General features: G+C 71.0%; 14 protein-coding genes. 4 read left to right on the top strand and 10 right to left on the bottom strand.

Features of this window, described 5'->3' with window-relative positions:
* The first annotated feature begins 28 nt into the window (after positions 1-28).
* The gene (locus ACFYOP_RS25525; protein ID WP_356894294.1) at positions 29-856 is read left to right on the top strand and encodes a DUF4190 domain-containing protein; all 828 of its coding nucleotides are present in this window, start codon (positions 29-31) and stop codon (positions 854-856) included.
* An 88-nt stretch (positions 857-944) separates the two neighbouring features.
* On the opposite strand, the gene ACFYOP_RS25520 is transcribed toward ACFYOP_RS25525, so the two are convergent.
* The 7 genes from ACFYOP_RS25520 to ACFYOP_RS25490 all read right to left on the bottom strand — a co-directional run bounded on the left by ACFYOP_RS25520 (position 945) and on the right by ACFYOP_RS25490 (position 11,317).
* Complete coding sequence (locus ACFYOP_RS25520; RefSeq protein WP_356894296.1) at positions 945-1,691, bottom strand: N-acetyltransferase; 747 nt, start codon at positions 1,689-1,691, stop codon at positions 945-947.
* A gap of 98 nt (positions 1,692-1,789) precedes the next feature.
* Positions 1,790-2,974 carry an acyltransferase gene (locus ACFYOP_RS25515; protein WP_356894298.1) on the bottom strand — a complete coding sequence of 395 codons (1,185 nt, stop codon included), beginning with the start codon at positions 2,972-2,974 and terminating at the stop codon, positions 1,790-1,792.
* A 207-nt stretch (positions 2,975-3,181) separates the two neighbouring features.
* Entirely contained in the window at positions 3,182-3,946 is a 765-nt protein-coding gene (locus ACFYOP_RS25510) for an HNH endonuclease family protein (protein ID WP_356894300.1), read from the bottom strand.
* Positions 3,947-3,968: 22 nt separating this feature from the next.
* The gene (locus ACFYOP_RS25505; protein WP_356894373.1) at positions 3,969-4,112 is read right to left on the bottom strand and encodes a hypothetical protein; all 144 of its coding nucleotides are present in this window, start codon (positions 4,110-4,112) and stop codon (positions 3,969-3,971) included.
* Positions 4,073-7,606 carry a transcription-repair coupling factor gene (mfd, locus tag ACFYOP_RS25500; RefSeq protein ID WP_356894302.1) on the bottom strand — a complete coding sequence of 1,178 codons (3,534 nt, stop codon included), beginning with the start codon at positions 7,604-7,606 and terminating at the stop codon, positions 4,073-4,075. Before mfd ends, ACFYOP_RS25505 begins: the two co-directional genes overlap by 40 nt.
* A 319-nt stretch (positions 7,607-7,925) precedes the next feature.
* Positions 7,926-10,502, bottom strand: coding sequence for an FtsX-like permease family protein (locus tag ACFYOP_RS25495; protein ID WP_356894304.1), 2,577 nt, complete (start codon positions 10,500-10,502; stop codon positions 7,926-7,928).
* Positions 10,499-11,317, bottom strand: coding sequence for an ABC transporter ATP-binding protein (locus tag ACFYOP_RS25490; RefSeq protein ID WP_356894306.1), 819 nt, complete (start codon positions 11,315-11,317; stop codon positions 10,499-10,501). Before ACFYOP_RS25490 ends, ACFYOP_RS25495 begins: the two co-directional genes overlap by 4 nt.
* Before the next feature lie 434 nt (positions 11,318-11,751).
* Here ACFYOP_RS25490 and ACFYOP_RS25485 point away from each other — a divergent pair, with 434 nt between their 5' ends.
* Positions 11,752-13,278, top strand: a complete 1,527-nt coding sequence (locus ACFYOP_RS25485) for an MFS transporter (RefSeq protein WP_356894308.1) — start codon at positions 11,752-11,754, stop codon at positions 13,276-13,278.
* 53 nt (positions 13,279-13,331) lie between these two features.
* Here the strand turns inward: ACFYOP_RS25485 and ACFYOP_RS25480 are convergent, their stop codons facing one another.
* A complete protein-coding gene (locus ACFYOP_RS25480) occupies positions 13,332-13,526 on the bottom strand; it encodes a DUF397 domain-containing protein (RefSeq protein WP_356894310.1) in 195 nt (64 codons plus the stop codon).
* Positions 13,527-13,543: 17 nt separating this feature from the next.
* The gene (locus tag ACFYOP_RS25475) at positions 13,544-13,954 is read right to left on the bottom strand and encodes a RidA family protein (RefSeq protein ID WP_356894312.1); all 411 of its coding nucleotides are present in this window, start codon (positions 13,952-13,954) and stop codon (positions 13,544-13,546) included.
* A 376-nt stretch (positions 13,955-14,330) separates the two neighbouring features.
* Here ACFYOP_RS25475 and ACFYOP_RS25470 point away from each other — a divergent pair, with 376 nt between their 5' ends.
* On the top strand, positions 14,331-14,804 hold the full coding sequence (locus tag ACFYOP_RS25470; protein WP_356894314.1) for a DUF485 domain-containing protein: 474 nt from the start codon (positions 14,331-14,333) through the stop codon (positions 14,802-14,804).
* Positions 14,801-16,402 (top strand): cation acetate symporter, encoded by a 1,602-nt coding sequence (locus tag ACFYOP_RS25465; protein ID WP_356894316.1) that lies wholly within the window; start codon positions 14,801-14,803, stop codon positions 16,400-16,402. The genes ACFYOP_RS25470 and ACFYOP_RS25465 overlap by 4 nt, the downstream gene beginning before the upstream one ends.
* Before the next feature lie 57 nt (positions 16,403-16,459).
* On the opposite strand, the gene ACFYOP_RS25460 is transcribed toward ACFYOP_RS25465, so the two are convergent.
* The gene (locus tag ACFYOP_RS25460; RefSeq protein ID WP_356894318.1) at positions 16,460-17,101 is read right to left on the bottom strand and encodes a contact-dependent growth inhibition system immunity protein; all 642 of its coding nucleotides are present in this window, start codon (positions 17,099-17,101) and stop codon (positions 16,460-16,462) included.

The following is a 17,101-nucleotide window of genomic DNA, read 5'->3' as shown; positions in this document are numbered from 1 at the left end:
GGCCCGCCACAAACATTGGGGGGGACCCATGTCTCAGTACACACAGCCGCAGCCAGGCCCGCAGCAGCCCGGCGGAGCGCCCGGTCAGTTCACAGCGCCGGCCCCGGCGCGCAACGGCCTCGGCACGGCCGCCCTGGTGCTCGGCATCATCGGCATCCTCTTCGCCGTGATCCCGTTCCTCTTCTGGATCGGCACCGTCCTCGGGCTGCTCGCCCTGATCCTCGGCGTCGTCGGCCTGGGCCGCGCCAAGCGCGGCCAGGCCACCAACAAGGGCGTGGCGACGGCCGGCACGGTGCTGGGCGTGCTGGCGCTGATCGTGAGCGTCATCATCGGCATCGTCACGGTGATGGCGGTGGGCGAGGCGGTCGACGAGTTCAACAAGGCCGTCGAGAACACCGCGCCCAAGGACGCCTCCGCGGGTGGCGCCGACGGCTCGGGCGAGGGCGAGCCGGCCGCGGACAAGGGCAAGGCCCTCGGCGCGGACGAGACGTCCGTCTACGACGACGACGTGAAGGTCACCGTCTCCGCGCCCAAGCCGTACTCGCCCACCGAGTTCGCCATCGGCCACACCGAGGGCAACAAGGCCTACCAGGTCACGGTCACCATCGAGAACGGCGGCAAGGAGAAGTACGACGCGAACCTCGTCTCCTTCGAGGCGCGCGCCGGCAAGGACGGCGTGACCGCCGAGCAGATCTTCGACGGTGACACGGGCGGCGGCTTCGAGGGCACCATCCTGCCGGGCAAGAAGGCCACGGTCACGGTCGCCTTCGACGCCCCGGCCGACGCGAAGAACCTCACCGTGGAGGTCTCCCCCGGCTTCGACTACGACGCCTCGCAGTGGGAGCTGACGGTCTGACCTTCCGGCTCGGGCCGACCGGCCGGGGACGCCGCCGAACAGGGCGGCGTCCCCGGCCGCGTCCCGCGTACACCGGCCACACCCCGTGTCACAGCCGGTGGCGCACCCATACGTTCGGCTCGACGTAGACCGCGTAGCCCCGCTCCGCCTCGCAGTGCACCGGCACCAGCGCGCCCGGGACCTCGACCTCGCCCGTGGTGTCGAACGGCAGTCCGGTCCACGCGCGCCACTGCTCCAGCGAGCCGGAGACCGTCATCGAGGTGGGCGCCACCCTCTCGATGACACCGCCCGCCCGTACGTGCACCCGCAGCCACGGGTCGTGCGGGAGGCCGTCCGCCTCGCGGGTGCGGTACGCGTACTCGTCGATCAGCGTCCTCGGTTCGGCGCTCTTCGCGCTCGGCCGCACCGGTGCGACGAACCTGTCGAAGCCGAGGCGGCGGACGTTGTCCCGCATCGCGGCGAGCATCCGACCCGATATCCCCCGGCCCTGCCGGTCGGTCGCCACCGTGATCTCGATCGCGCTCACGGTGTCCGGCTTCCGGCCGTGCCGCAGGTCGGAGAAGGCCCACAGCATCACCTGGTCCCAGCCGCCGGCGGGCAGTTCCCGGCGTCCGTCCACGTCCATGGCCAGCGGGACGCTGAGCGCCCGGGCCACGACCTTCCCCTCGGGGTCCGTCGCCACCAGCACGTACTCGGGCAGCTCGCCGACGATCCGTCCGATGTACGCCCAGCCGACCGGGTCGTTGACGATGAACTCGTCCCAGGTGTCGAGCATCCGCCACATCGGGTCGTGCAGTTCGGGGCGCTCGGCGAGGCTGGTGATCTCAAGTTCCATGGCGGCAGGCTAACCAGGGCCATCATGGTCCCCCACCGGATTTCCACCGCTCCACCGGGCGGCTCCCACCCGCGCACGGCCCCGGCCCCTTCAGACCCTCAGGAACGCACGGAACCTCGCGCCGCCCTCGGGGCCGCCGCCGGCCGGGCCGCCTGCCTCTCCATGGCCCGGCGCATCCTCGGCCCGAAGGGCTTCTCCACGAGCCGGTGGATGAACCAGGCGAGCAGCAGCATCGAGGCCACCGCCGCCACCAGCGCCGGCCAGGCCCCCAGCCCGAACTTCCGGTGCAGCACGGCGATGGCGAACCAGCCCAGATGCTCGTGCACCAGGTAGAACGGGTAGGTCAGGGCTCCCGCGACGGTGAGCCAGCGCCAGTTCGCCCACCGCAGCCACCCGAGTGCCACGGCGGCGACCAGCCCGAAGGCGACGGTCACGATCGCGAGGATGACGTGCGGGCTGCGCTCCAGATAGACGTTCGTCGCGTCGGGGCTCCACAGCGCGGTGGTCGAATAGCGCTGGCCGAGCGCCCAGCTGACCGCGACGATGCCCCACAGCAGCAGATCGCTGCCGAACCGGTGGATCAGGTAGAGCGCGAGACCGCCGATGAAGAAGGGGGCGTGGTCCCGCATGACGATCTCGTCGGTGAGGGGTGTGTCGGCGACCCGTGCGAGCACCCCGGCGACCGTCCACAGGCAGCAGAAGACGACCACCCTCCGGTAGGTGACGCCCTTCCACACCACGAACAGCGCGAACAGCAGGTAGAACCGGGCCTCCACCCACAGTGTCCAGCACACGCCGAGCACCCGCTCCACGCCCATGGGCTGCTGGAGCATCGTCAGATTGACCAGTACTTCGTCGAGCCGCAGCGGCTCGATCACCGACGGAAGCGCCATGCACGCGGCCGTGGTCAGCACTATCGCCACCCAGTACGCGGGGTAGAGGCGCGAGACCCGGGAGCGGAAGAAGTGGCCGAGCGACTTGCCCCAGCTGCTCATGCAGATGACGAAGCCGCTGATGACGAAGAACAGCTGGACGCCGAGGGAGCCGTAGGTGGCCGCGGCGGACAGACCGGGAAAGAGCTCCTTGGGGGACTCGCCCCAGGCATGGCCCACCGACGACTTTCCCGCGTAGTGGAAGAGGCACACGGCCAGGGCCGCGAGGATACGCAGACCGTCGAGGGCCCGCATCCTGTTGTGGGAAGGCAGCGGCGCGATCTCCACCTTGGTCTGCCGTGCCTTGGGCGCCTTCGTCCTGGGCGCTTCGGCCACGGCACCACTGCTCATCGACGTGTCTCCTGATCGGTCCGGCGTCGATGCACCCTAGGCAGAGAAACGGCCGGATAGGCGGCCCCGGCAACCGCCTTCCGCCACTGTTCACTTCATGCTCATCCACCTGTCGACGAACCGGCACGCATCCGGGCACAACCCCGCCCAGCCGCCACGGACGACCGCGTCACAGCCACCCGGACGTCGCCTTCCGGGACAGAACGGCTAGCCGCCGCACTGGGCGAGCATGGTCCGCTTGTCGGCGGTCGTCACCGGCAGTTCGTACTTCACCGCGACCTGCGCGAAGCGCACCGCGTACGAGCAGCGGACCGCCTTGTTCGGCGGCAGCCACGACGCCGGGCCCGAGTCGCTCTTGGCGCCGTTGGCCCGGCCCTCGACCGGCAGCAGGTTCAGCGGGTCGTTGGCCAGTCGCCGGCGCTTGGCCTCGTTCCAGCGGGCCGCGCCCATCTGCCAGCTGTACGACAGCGGCACCACATGGTCTATCTGCACCTCGGCGGCCTTCTTCTTGCGCCACTCGATGGTCCTGCCGGTGTACGGGTCGTACACGGTCATCTCCACGACGACGCAGTCCGAGCCGGCCCGGTAGGCGAGGCCCCGGCCGTCGCGGGCGAGCATGTCGTTGCGGGTGTCGCAGCCGTTGCGCGCCAGCGGGACGCCGTCGGCCGTGTCCATCCAGGCGTAGCCGTACTCGTCCCGGTCGTAACCGGTCTTCGGGCCGCGGCCCTTGGTGGCCACCTTCGCTATCAGCGCGCGGGCGGCGGTCCGCTCCTGCTCGGTGGCGAGGGCGGCCAGACCCGGCCGCGTGCCCTGCGGGTTGGCGAGCGGGCTCGTGCCGCCGCCGGCCGGGGCGGCCCGCGACGGGCCCCCGTCACCGTCGCCGCCGTCGATGCCGACGCCGTCGCAACCGGTCACCAGCACCGCCGCGAGCAGCGCCGCCGCCCCTCCCCCGACCACCGCATGTCTGTTCACGGTCCGTACGGTACTGCCGGGCTCAGACCTTGCCGATACCCAGGGTGGTCCGGGCGGGCAGCGGACCGGAGCCGAGCACCGCGACCCAGTACGGGCCGAGCAGCTCGGACAGGCGGGCCGTGAGCCCTACGACCCCAGGATCGTCGTCAGGAACTCGCCCGTCCACGACAGCAGTTCACGGCCCACCACCGGCTTGCCGCCGATCTTGCCCGCCGTCGGGCGCGGGACCATGATCTGGTGGGCCGCCGGCTTGATGACCGTACGCGGGTACAGCCGCTTGAGCCGCAGCTCCTGCGACTCGCGCAACTCCACCGGCGCGAAGCGGATGTTCGGCCCCTGGAGCACGATCTCGCCCACGCCGCAGGCCCGCGCCAGCATCCGCAGGCCCGCCACCAGCAGCAGGTTCTCCACGGGCTCCGGCAGCTTGCCGTAGCGGTCGGTGAGCTCCTCGCGGACCGCCTTGATGTCCTCCTCCGTGTTGGCGGAGGCGATCGACCGGTACGCCTGGAGCCGCAGCCGCTCACCGGGGGCGTAGTCGTGCGGGACGTGCGCGTCGACGGGCAGCTCGATCTTGACCTCGAGCGGCGCCTCCTCCTCCACACCGCCCTCCAGCGACGCCCGGTAGTCGGCGACGGCCTCGCCCACCATGCGGACGTACAGGTCGAAGCCGACGCCCGCGATGTGGCCCGACTGCTCGCCGCCGAGAAGGTTGCCCGCGCCGCGGATCTCCAGGTCCTTCATGGCGACGTACATGCCCGCGCCCATCTCGGTGTGCTGGGCGATCGTGGCGAGGCGCTCGTGCGCGGTCTCGGTGAGGGGCTTCTCCGGCGGGTAGAGGAAGTACGCGTAACCGCGGTCCCGCCCGCGGCCGACCCGGCCACGCAACTGGTGCAGCTGCGAGAGGCCGAAGTTGTCGCCGCGCTCCACGATGAGCGTGTTGGCGTTGGAGATGTCGATGCCCGACTCGACGATCGTCGTGGAGACCAGCACGTCGAACTTCTTCTCCCAGAAGTCCACGACCACCTGCTCCAGGGCGCTCTCGCCCATCTGGCCGTGGGCCGTGGCGATCCGCGCCTCCGGCACGATCTCCCGCAGCCGCGCTGCCGCCCGGTCGATCGACTCGACGCGGTTGTGGATGTAGAAGACCTGGCCCTCGCGCAGCAGTTCACGCCGCACGGCCGCGCCGATCTGCTTCTCCTCGTACGGGCCGACGAAGGTCAGCACCGGATGGCGCTCCTCCGGCGGGGTGGTGATCGTCGACATCTCGCGGATGCCGGTCACCGCCATCTCCAGCGTCCTCGGAATGGGTGTCGCGGACATGGTGAGCACGTCCACGTTGGCCCGCAGCTTCTTCAGCTGCTCCTTGTGCTCGACACCGAAGCGCTGCTCCTCGTCGACGATGACCAGACCCAGGTCCTTGAACCTGGTCTCGGAGGAGAACAGCCGGTGGGTGCCGATCACGATGTCGACCGAGCCGTCCCGCAGCCCCTCCAGCGTCGCCTTCGCCTCGGTCTCCGACTGGAAGCGGGACAGGGCGCGGGTGACGACGGGGAACTGCGAGTACCGCTCGGTGAACGTGCCGAAGTGCTGCTGGACGAGGAGGGTCGTCGGGACGAGGACGGCGACCTGCTTGCCGTCCTGGACCGCCTTGAAGGCCGCCCGGACCGCGATCTCCGTCTTGCCGTAGCCGACGTCGCCGCAGATCAGCCGGTCCATCGGGACCGTCTTCTCCATGTCCTCCTTGACCTCGGCGATCGTGGACAGCTGGTCGGGCGTCTCGACGTACACGAACGCGTCCTCGAGCTCCCGCTGCCAGGGGGTGTCCGGGCCGAAGGCATGGCCGGGCGCGGCCATCCGGGCCGAGTACAGCTTGATCAGGTCCGCGGCGATCTCCTTGACCGCCTTCTTCGCGCGCGCCTTCGTCTTCGTCCAGTCCGCGCCGCCGAGCCGGTGCAGCGTCGGCGCCTCGCCGCCCACGTACTTGGTGACCTGCTCGAGCTGGTCGGTGGGGATGTACAGCCGGTCGCCGGGCTGGCCGCGCTTGGCGGGGGCGTACTCCACGAGCAGGTACTCGCGGGTCGCGCCCTGGACGGTGCGCTGCACCATCTCGACGTACCGTCCCACGCCGTGCTGCTCGTGGACGATGTAGTCGCCGGCCTCGAGGGTCAGCGGGTCGATGGTCTTGCGGCGCCGGGTCGGCATCCGCCGGCCGTCCTTGCCGGCCGCCTTCTGGCCGGTCAGGTCGGTCTCCGTGAGGACCGCCAGCTTGAGCGCCGGGTCGATGAAGCCGTAGTCGATCGAGCCGCAGGCGACATGGACGACGGACGGCGAGATCTCCGGGAGGTCCGCGTCCAGCCGCGCCGCGATGCCCTCGCCGCCGAGCACCTCGACCGTGCGGGCCGCGGGGCCGTGCGCCTCGGTCACGAACACGGTCCGCCAGCCGTCGGCCAGCCACCCCTTGGTGTCGGCGAGCGCCCGCGCGGTGTCGCCGCGGTACGTGTCCGGGGCGTGCATGCCCAGCTTCAGCGTGTCGTCCTCCGGGTCGGCCGCGTCCGACGCGAACGGGGACACCGACCACCACATCATGCCGAGCTCGCGCGCCCGGTCCCGTACGTCCGCGATGCCCCACAGCGACGCCGCGCCGACGTCGATCGGGGCCTCGCCTCCGCCCGCGGTCGCCGCCCAGGACGCCTGGAGGAACTCCTGGCTGGTGGCCACGAGGTCCGCCGCCCGCGTACGCACCCGCTCCGGGTCGCACACCACGGCCATCGCACCCTCGGGGAGCACGTCGAGCAGCAGCTCCATCTCGTCGACGAGGACGGGGGCCAGCGACTCCATGCCCTCGACGGCGATGCCCTCGGCGATCTTGCCGAGCAGTTCGCCCAGCTCGGGATGGGCCTCCGCGAGCGCGGCGGCCCGCCGGCGCACCTCGTCCGTCAGCAGCAGCTCACGGCACGGCGCCGCCCACAGCCCGTGCTCCGCGACCTCCAGGGAACGCTGGTCGGCGACCTTGAAGTAACGGATCTCCTCGACGTCGTCACCCCAGAACTCCACCCGAAGGGGGTGCTCCTCGGTGGGCGGGAAGACGTCCAGGATGCCGCCGCGCACCGCGAACTCGCCGCGCTTCTCGACCAGTTCCACCCGCGCGTAGGCGGCGGCCGCCAGCCCCGCCACGACCTCTCCGAGGTCGGCCTGCTGACCGGTGCGCAGCGCCACGGGCTCCAGGTCGCCGAGGCCCTTGACCTGCGGCTGGAGCACCGACCGCACGGGCGCGACCACGATCTGCACCGGGCCCGCGGACGGGTCGTCGGGCGACGGGTGCGTCAGGCGGCGCAGCACGGCGAGGCGGCGGCCGACCGTGTCGGAGCGGGGGGAGAGCCGCTCGTGCGGCAGCGTCTCCCACGACGGGTACTCGACGACGCCCTCGCCGGGCAGCAGCGACCGCAGCGCCGCGGCCAGGTCCTCGGCCTCCCGCCCGGTGGCGGTGACGGCAAGCACCGTGCGGCGCGCCTCGCGGGCCAGCGCCGCCACGGCGAAGGGCCGCGCGGCGGGCGGACCCACCAGGTCGACATGCGTCCGGCGGCCGTCGCCGGCCGCCCTGACGGCTTCGGCGAGCGCGGGGTCGCGTACGACGGCATCGAGCAGACCGTGCAGGCTCATGAAGGGCTTCCGTCCAGGAGGAGCGAGGGGGGTGGCACCGCGCCGCACCCGCCGGGCGGGACAACGCGAAGGACCCGACACGTCGAACGGGCCGGGGGTCTCCCAGCCTACGACGCGGGTGTGACAGCCGCGCCCCGATCCCCCACGCGCCCCGTACGTCCCGCCCCCCGCGTGCCCCGTCCCCACCGCCCCGGGCGCGCCCCGTCCCCGCCACCCGCGGACGCGCCGAGGCCCCGCGTGTCCGTGTCGGACACGCGGGGCCTCGGTGGCTGTGCCTGCGGGCGGGCCGGGACCCCCGTACCGGGCCCGCCGAGGCGGGCTACTCGGTGGCGATCGCGTTCAGGACGTTCATCCGGCCCGCCCGGAACGCCGGCACCAGGGCCGCGAACAGGCCCACGAACGCCGACCCGACGAAGACCGTGATGATCGTCGCCCACGGGATCTCCAGGACGCCCAGGCCCTCCAGCGCCAGCAGCTGCTGGGCCGAGGTGCCCCAGCCCATGCCCAGGCCGAGGCCGAGCAGCGCGCCGAAGAGGGCGATGACGACCGACTCCAGGCGGATCATGCGGCGCAGCTGGCGGCGCGAGAGGCCGATGGCGCGCATCAGACCGATCTCACGGGTCCGCTCGACCACCGACAGCGCGAGGGTGTTCACCACACCCAGGATGGCGACGATGATCGCGAGCGCCAGCAGACCGTAGACGATGTTGAGCAGCTGCCCGATCTGGTCCTTCAGGTCCTCCTTGAAGTCGGTCTGGTTCTGCACCTTGTACTGCGGGTACTCGGCGAGCGACTTCTTCAGCGCCGCGTACGCCTCCTTCTCCTGGCCGTCGACCGCCTTGGCGAACATGATCATGTTCTGGGGCATCTTCTCGGCCGGCAGGTACCGCTCGGCGGTCGTGATGTTCAGATACATCGCGCCCTTGTCGACGTTCGAGTCGTCGGAGGTGATCGCGGCGACCTTCAGCTCGGCCGGCCGGCCGTTCGTGAAGTCGACCTTGATCGTGTCGCCGACCTTCACGCCGTGCTTGTCCGCGTAGTCGCTGCCGACGGACATCGCGTCCTTGCCGTACGCGGCGGACAGCTCGCCCGCCACCGTCTCGCGGCGCAGGTCCTGCGCGTACGTCGGGTCCGCGGCGACCAGCTGCAGGTCCTCCTTCTTGCCGTTCGGAGCGGTGATCTTCGCGTCGACGCCCTTGTACTCGGTGACGTGCTCGATGCCCGGGGCCTTCGCCAGCGCCTCCTGGGCCTGCGGCACGATCGGGCGGCCGTCGTTGCTCGCGGACTGCACGATGAAGTCGGCGCCCACCGACTTGTCGAGCTCCTGCGTCGCGGAGGCCACCATCGAGGAGCCGACCACCGACAGGCAGGCCACCAGGGCGAGGCCGATCATCAGCGCGGCGCCGGTCGCTCCGGTACGGCGCGGGTTGCGCAGCGCGTTGCGCTCCGCCATCCGGCCGACCGGGCCGAACATCCGCAGCACCACGGCGCTGATCACCCGTACGACACCGCCGGCCAGCAGCGGGCCGATCACGACGAAGCCGATCAGGGACAGCACCACACCGAGGCCGAGGAACATCGACCCCTCACTCGCCTTGTCCGCCTGCGTGGCGAGCAGCAGGGCCGCCGCGCCGACGCCGGTGAGGACGAGGCCGATGCCGCCGCGGATCCAGCCGGCCTTTCCGTCGGCCGGCATGCCCGAGTCGCGCAGGGCCGCCATGGGCGACACCTTGCCGGCGCGGCGCGCCGGGACATACGCGGCGAGGACGGTGACGACGATGCCGAGCACCATGCCGACGACCGGGGTCGTCCACTTCACGGTCAGGTCGTCCGTGGAGAGGTTCATGCCGACCGCGGACATCATCTTCATCAGCCCGACGGCCAGCCCCACACCGGCGGCCACACCGGCGATCGAGCCGACCAGGCCGAGCAGCAGCGCCTCCACGAGCACGGACCGGTTGACCTGCTTGCGGCTCGACCCGATGGCGCGCATCAGGCCGATCTCCCGGGTGCGCTGGGCGACGAGCATCGAAAAGGTGTTGACGATCAGGAAGATGCCGACGAGGAAGGCGATCCCGGCGAAGCCGAGCATCGCGTACTTCATCACGTCGAGGAACGAGCCGATCTCCTCACGGCCCGAGTCCGCCGACTCCTTCGCGGTCTGCAGCTTGTACGGCTGCTCCAGCGCGGCGGCCAGGTTCTTCTTCAGCGCCTCGTCGCTGACACCCTCGTCGGCGGCCACCAGGACCTGGGTGAACACACCTTCCCTGCCGAGCAGTTCACGCTGGGCGGTGGCGGTGTCGTAGTAGACGACGGTCGCCCCGGGGTTGGTGACCTTGAAGGCGGCGATGCCGGAGATCTTCGCGGTGAAGTCACCGGTGACCGCGATGGTCCGCAGCTCGTCGCCCAGCTTCAGGCCGTGCTTGTCGGCCGTGTCGCCGTCGACCATGACCTCGGTCGGGCCGCGCGGGGCGTGACCCGACGCGATCTCCATGGACTTGAGTTCGTTCTTCGTCCAGTTGGCCGCGATCGTCGGGGCTCCGGAGGTGGAGCCCATGTTCTTGTTCTCGGAGTCGACGACGGTGACGCTCATGCTGAACACGGCGCCCTCGGCGGACTCCACGCCCTCGACCTTGCCGACCTGGTCGACGACGGAGGCGGGCAGCGTCTCCGGCCGGCCGGTCGCCGGGGCCTCGGTGTCCGTGGCCCCCTCGGGGCTGACGCTCACGTCCGCGGAGGAGGTGGCGAACAGTTTGTCGAACGTGGCGTTCATGGTGTCGGTGAACACGAGCGTGCCCGACACGAACGCCACCGACAGCAGCACCGCGACGGCCGAGAGGGCCATTCGGCCCTTGTGCGCGAAGAAGTTGCGCAGCGATGTCTTGAGCATGGTCATGACGTCCGCCCGCGCGCGTCGAAGTCGGGGGTCTGGGGGCGTCCCCCAGAAAGGCACAGCATGCGGTCGAGGACGGCCTCCGCGGTCGGCTGGAGCATCTCGTCGACGATGCGTCCGTCGGCCAAGTACAGGACACGGTCCGCGTAGGAGGCGGCGACGGGGTCGTGCGTGACCATGACGATGGTCTGGCCCAGCTCGTCCACCGACGTGCGCAGGAAGCCGAGCACTTCGGCGCCCGCCCGCGAGTCCAGGTTCCCGGTCGGCTCGTCACCGAAGATGATCTCCGGACGGGCGGCGAGGGCACGCGCCACGGCCACCCGCTGCTGCTGACCGCCGGAGAGCTGGGTCGGCCGGTGCTTCAGGCGGTCCGCGAGGCCGACCGTCTCGACGACCCGGTTCAGCCACGCGGCGTCCGGCCTGCGGCCGGCGATGTCCATGGGGAGCGTGATGTTCTCCAGGGCGTTCAGCGTGGGCAGCAGGTTGAACGCCTGGAAGATGAAGCCGATCCGGTCCCGGCGCAGCTGCGTGAGCTTCTTGTCCTTCAGGCCCGTGATCTCCGTGTCGTCGAGGAATATCTGCCCCGAGGTGACGGTGTCCAGGCCGGCCAGACAGTGCATCAGGGTCGACTTGCCGGAGCCGGACGGCCCCATGATCGCGGTGAACTGCCCGCGGGCGATGTCCACGTCGACGTGATCGAGTGCGACGACACGCGTCTCACCGGTGCCGTACGCCTTGACGACCTGCCGCCCCCGTGCGGCGACGGCCGTGCGCCCTCCGGTCTCCCCGAATGCGGGGGTGGTTACAGCCGTAGTCACGGTAGGTCTCCTAGCTCTGGGAATCTGTGGGAACAGCTGGTCCGGGGCGGTGCTCCGGGACCAGTGCGTATGCGTCGCCGCGGGTACAGGTCGAGTCTCGCGGCGGAAGCCGTCCGGCGCGCTGGTGCGCAGCGCAGTCTTGGTGCGGGGGTTTTCCCCACCCCCGTCCGGTGCCGCCGTGACCTCCGTCCGGTGCTGCTGGTGTCCGGGGGGCCTCGGCTGCGGCCGTAAGTACAAGCTAAGGAACGCCACCCGTCCTTCTCGTCGTCCGCCGGGACGAACGTCCCCTGGACATAAGTAAGGAGGAGCCCCTAGGGGACTCCACCCGAAGGTGGACGTGCCAGGGTCGAGACTGCACCCTCCCCCTGCGTCAACCTCAAGTGAGAAGGTGTCCCCCGGAATTAGATGCATGACGAACGGACCTGGGGGACGCCATGGGAAGCACCGGCCGCACCACACGCCTGCCCGGCTCCGCCGCGCATCCGGCGGCGCCCCGCGGCCGGGGCCCGGTCGTCGCCGCGCTCATGCTCGGCATGGCGCTCGCCGCGCTCGACGGGACCATCGTCTCGACCGCCGTGCCGCAGATCGTCGGCGACCTGGGCGGCTTCGCCGTCTTCTCCTGGCTGTTCTCGGGCTATCTGCTCGCCGTGACCGTCACCCTCCCCGTGTACGGCAAGCTGTCCGACACCTTCGGCCGCAAGCCCGTACTCGTCGCCGGGATCATCCTGTTCCTGGTCGGCTCCCTGCTGTGCGCACTCGCCTGGAACATGGCCGCGCTCATCGCGTTCCGCGTCGTCCAGGGCCTCGGCGGCGGGGCGCTCCAGGGCACGGTGCAGACCATCGCCGCCGACCTCTACCCCCTGGCCGAGCGCCCCCGCATCCAGGCCAGGCTCTCCACCGTGTGGGCGACTTCGGCGGTCGCCGGCCCCGCGGTCGGCGGACTGCTCGCCGGATACGCGGACTGGCGCTGGATCTTCCTCATCAACCTGCCCGTCGGCGCGGTCGCGCTCTTCCTCGTCCTGCGCTACTTCACCGAACCGGCCCGCCCGGCACGCACCACCCGGCCGCGCGTCGACTGGGCCGGCGCCCTGTGCGTCTTCGCCGCCGGCACGCTGCTGCTGACCGCCCTCGTCCAGGGCGGCATCGCCTGGCCGTGGCTGTCGGCCCCGTCGCTGGCCCTGCTGGGCGGCAGCGCGGTCCTCGTCGCCGTCACGGTCGTCGTCGAACGCCGCGCCGCCGAGCCGATCATCCCCGGCTGGGTCTGGCGCCGCCGCACCATCGCGGCGGTCAACCTGGCCCTGGGCGCGCTGGGCCTGCTGATGGTCGCCCCGACCGTCTTCCTGCCCACCTACGCCCAGTCCGTCCTCGGCCTCGGCCCGATCGCCGCGGGCTTCGTCCTCTCCGTGATGACCCTGAGCTGGCCGGTCAGCGCCGCCCTGTCCGACCACGTCTACACCCGCATCGGCTTCCGTCGGTGCGCGATGCTCGGCGCGGGCCTCGCGATGCTGATCCTGCTGGCCTTCCCACTGCTGCCGTTCCCCGGCGCACCGTGGCAGCCGGCCCTGATCATGCTGCTGCTCGGCGCGGCGCTCGGCCTCTTCCAACTCCCCCTGATCGTCGGTGTGCAGTCCACCGTCGGCTGGTCGGAACGCGGCACCACCACGGCCTCCGTCCTCTTCTGCCGCCAGGTCGGCCAGTCCCTGGGCGCGGCCCTCTTCGGCGCTGTCGCCAACGCCGTCCTGCTCTCCCGCCTCGGCGGCGGCAGCCTCGACTCGGTGTCCCACGCCCTGGAGAACCCGGCCACGCTGACGGCCTCCGCCACCGACGGCCTGCGCCGCGCGGTCGACGCGGCCGTCGACCACGTCTACGTGGGCGCGGCGGCCGCGGCGGGCCTGGCGCTGCTGGTGCTGCTCTTCGTGGCGCCGAAGCGGTTCCCGGTCCGGACGGATCCGACGGACTGACGTGTCGCACCACTTCCGGGTCCGGACGGCGCCGATGGGCCGACCCGCCCGCGTCAGGAGGTCTCGAACCGCCCGTCGGCGGCCGCGCGTATGAAGCGGTCCAGCGCCTCAAGGCGCGCGGCCAGGAGGACATCCGGCACCTTGCTGTCGCGCAGGCGGACGGTGCCGCCGGGGGCGACGGCGACACAGACCCAGTTGGCAGCTTCTGCAAGCCGCTGGGGTGCGAACTCGATGCCGCACCCGGACAATCGCGCCGGGAAACGGCTCAGTCGGTCAACGCCACCGTGAGATCCACCTCGACGAGCTGCCCCGGAAACCCGAGCTGCGCGACACCAAGAAGCGTGCTCGCCGTGGTGAACGCCGGACCGAGTGCCGACTCCGTGAGCCGGCGCCACGCGATCCCCAGCGCTTCCCGGTCGTCGCTGCGCACGTAGATCACCGAGCGCACCACCTGCTGCGGCTCGGCGCCCACGGCCGTCAGGGCGGCGACGGAGTTCGCGACCACCTGGTCCACCTGCGCCTCGAGCGATTCCGACCCGACGAGCGAACCGCTGCGATCAAGAGGGCACTGCCCGGCCAAGTAGGCCGTACGACCCGCCTCCACCACCGTGATGTGGTGATAGCCGGGCGTCTCATGCAGTTGTTCGGGGTTGATACGAGTGATCTTCACAGTCATGACCCCGCGTCTGACCGGCAGACCGCCGACGCGCCTCGCCCTTTCTCCGCTGTGCCCCCGCCCGTTGCGGGGAGGCAGGAGGCCCCGGCGGGAGACAGGCACAGTCCGCCTGGGGCGGGAAGATCACTGCCATGCCGTCCATCGACTCGCAGCCGTAGCCGAGCCCGCCGCGCGCCGAGCGGTTCCCGCCCATCCGGGGCAAGAGCGACGTTTCACCCCCCGTTACCGCCGGTCCGTTCGCTCATGCACAGGATCGTCACCGAACCGACATACCAGTTGGTCGGGAAGCCCTTACGTCATCGCACTACCCGTGAGTAACGTACGCGGACCACCAGCGCCACCCGCACCCACCCTCGGGGCGGCAAGGAGCAAGACGATGTCGTACCACCACCAGCTCTTCCCCGATCCACCACGCCAGCCCAGCAACCCCGGACGGCACCGTCAGGAGACGGCCGACCCGGCGCGGGACTTCGGCCCGCAGCCCTGGGACCGGCCGCAGACCGCGCACCGGGACCAGGGCGACGACGGACACAGCCGCGAACTGCAAAGCCTCGGCTCGGCCTACCGGAGGCTGCGACGCGTCTCGACGCTCACCGCCCTCGGCTACTTCATCCTCTTCCTGCTCCTGTCCGCGTACGCCCCCGGATTCATGACCGGAGAGGTCAGCGGCGGTCTCACGACCGGGCTGGTGCTGGGGCTCGTCCAACTGCCCGTGGCGCTCGCCGCGATCGCCGTGTACGAGCGCATCGCGCAAAGGCGCGTCGACCCGCTCGTCGCTTCCGTCAGGGAGCGCATGGAGCGAACGGCCCCGTACGGCGGCCGGCAGCCGGCCGGAGGTGCGCGCGCGTGAACGGGTTCAGCTCCGAGGCACAGACCATGTCCCTCATGGCGTTCATCGCCGTCATCACCGTGACGCTGCTGCTGTGCGTGATGACCGGGCCGGACCGGGACGACCTCGGCGAGTTCTACACCGGCTACCGCTCCCTGTCCCCCATGCAGAGCGGCCTCGCCATCGCGGGCGACTACATCTCCGCCGGAACCGTCCTCGGCACCATCGGCATCATCGCGCTCCTCGGGTACGACGGGCTGACGCTCACCCTGAGCACCGTGCTGTCCCTGGTCCTCATGATGTTCCTGCTCGCCGAACCCCTGCGCAACGCGGGCCGGTTCACCATGGGCGACGTCTTCGGCCGCCGCGCCCACGGGCCCGCCGTACGGATCACCGCGGCGGCCGTCACGCTGACCGCGCTGCTGCCGCTGGTGATCTTCCAGCTGGCCGGCGCGGGCGACCTGCTCTCCGTCGTCCTCGGCTTCCACGCCGACGGATTCAAGACCGGCGCGATCATCTTCCTCGGACTGCTGATGATCACGTACGCGGCGATCGGCGGCATGAAGGGCACCGCCTTCATCCAGATCGTCAAGACCGTCGTACTGCTCGGCGCTGCCACCGCCATCGCCGTACTGATCCTCGACCGCTTCGACTTCAGCGCGCCCACGCTGATCGACGCCGCCAAGGCCGGCAGCGGACTGGGAGACACATACCTCACTCCCGGACTGCAGTTCGCCGGCGACGAACTCGACATGATCAGCACCCAGTTGACCGTCGTACTCGGCGCCGCGGTGCTGCCTCACATCACCATGCGCATGTTCACCGCCCGCAACGCGAAGGCCGTGCGGCGCTCGATGTCCTGGGCCGTGTCGATCGTCGTCGTCACCTGCCTGCTCCTCGCCGTGATCGGCTTCGGCGCCGCCGCCCTCGTCGGTCACCAGGAACTCGCCGCGGGCGACCCGCAGGGCAAGACCGCGTTCCTCATGGTCAGCCAGGCCGTCATGGGCCCCGACCCGAACACCGTCGAGACGCTGCTGTTCACCACCGTGGCGACCGCGATCTTCCTCACCCTGCTCGCCTCGGTCGCCGGGATCACCCTGGCCTGCGCCAACACCCTGGCCCACGACCTGATCGCGCACGGCGTCCGCGAAGCCAGGCTCACCGACCGCGCCGAGATGGCCATCGCCAGGGGCGCGGCCGCGGGCGTCGGCCTCGTCGCCATCGCGATCGCCGCCGGCGCCAGACACCTGAACCTCCAGGCGCTGCTGACCCTGTCCTTCTGCGTCGGCGCGTCCGCCGTCGCACCCGCCCTCGTCTACACCCTCTTCTGGCGGCGCTACACCCGTACGGGACTGCTCGCCACGCTCATCGTGGGCAGCGTCTCCGCACTCGTCCTGACGGCCGGCAGCAACCTGGTGTCGGGCTCCCCGCAGTCGATCTTCCCCGGCCAGGACTTCAACTGGTTCCCGTACACCACGGCCGGCCTCGTCTCCATCCCCCTCGGCTTCCTCGCCGGCTGGCTCGCGTCCGTCCTGTTCGACAACGACCGGGCGGTCCAGCGTCGCGACTACGAGGACCTGGAACCCACCATCCTCGCCGGCGCACCGACGAACTCCTGAAACGACGAAGGGCGCCCGGTCCGCGATCACGGACCGGGCGCCCTCGTCCGTCCCGCGTCAGACGGTGCGCAGCCGCGCGGCCAGAGCCACGAGCCAGGCGCCGGGCGTGTACGGCGCGGGCGGATCGACCTCCATGCCGAGTTCGGCCACGGCGAGCGCTTGGTCGGACTCGCTCAGGGGCAGGGTGAGCAGGTCGTGCAGCTCGCCGGTGAGCTGGGCGACCAGACCGCTGTCGGAGGTGTCCAGATAGTCCTGCACCGCGGCATCGTGGTCCTCGAACTCGTCCGGCATGTCCTGGGAGAACCAGCCTCCGAGGAACTGCCCCAGTTCCGGGAAGCGGGCGTGCCATTCCCAGTGCGTCTGCGGGGTCGCCGGAGGCGGTGCCTGGCCTGTCTCCACGCTTTCCTTGAGGCGGTCGGCCAGCCGCACCAGCCACGCCTGGATCTCGGAGTCCGGCAGACCGACGTCCGGTACGGGATAGAACTCACCAAGGCGCCGCCGGAGCCGGCCGGGCGGATTGTCGGCGTAGGCGCGCAACTGCTCCTCGGCGATCGGGATGGCCCAGGGACGGGTACGCCAGGTGTGCCGGAGGTAGGCGGTGAGGGGCTCGTCGTCGTCGGCCCTCTGGCCGAGGTAGGCGCGGACGACATGGTCGAGCTCGCCGTACTTGCGGTCGTGTTCGCGTGGCTTCAGGGACAC

This window comes from Streptomyces sp. NPDC006294 (assembly GCF_042870895.1).
Lineage (GTDB): Bacteria > Actinomycetota > Actinomycetes > Streptomycetales > Streptomycetaceae > Streptomyces.
Note: the sequence above shows the minus strand (reverse complement) of the source record. Positions and strands in the feature narration are given on the sequence as shown.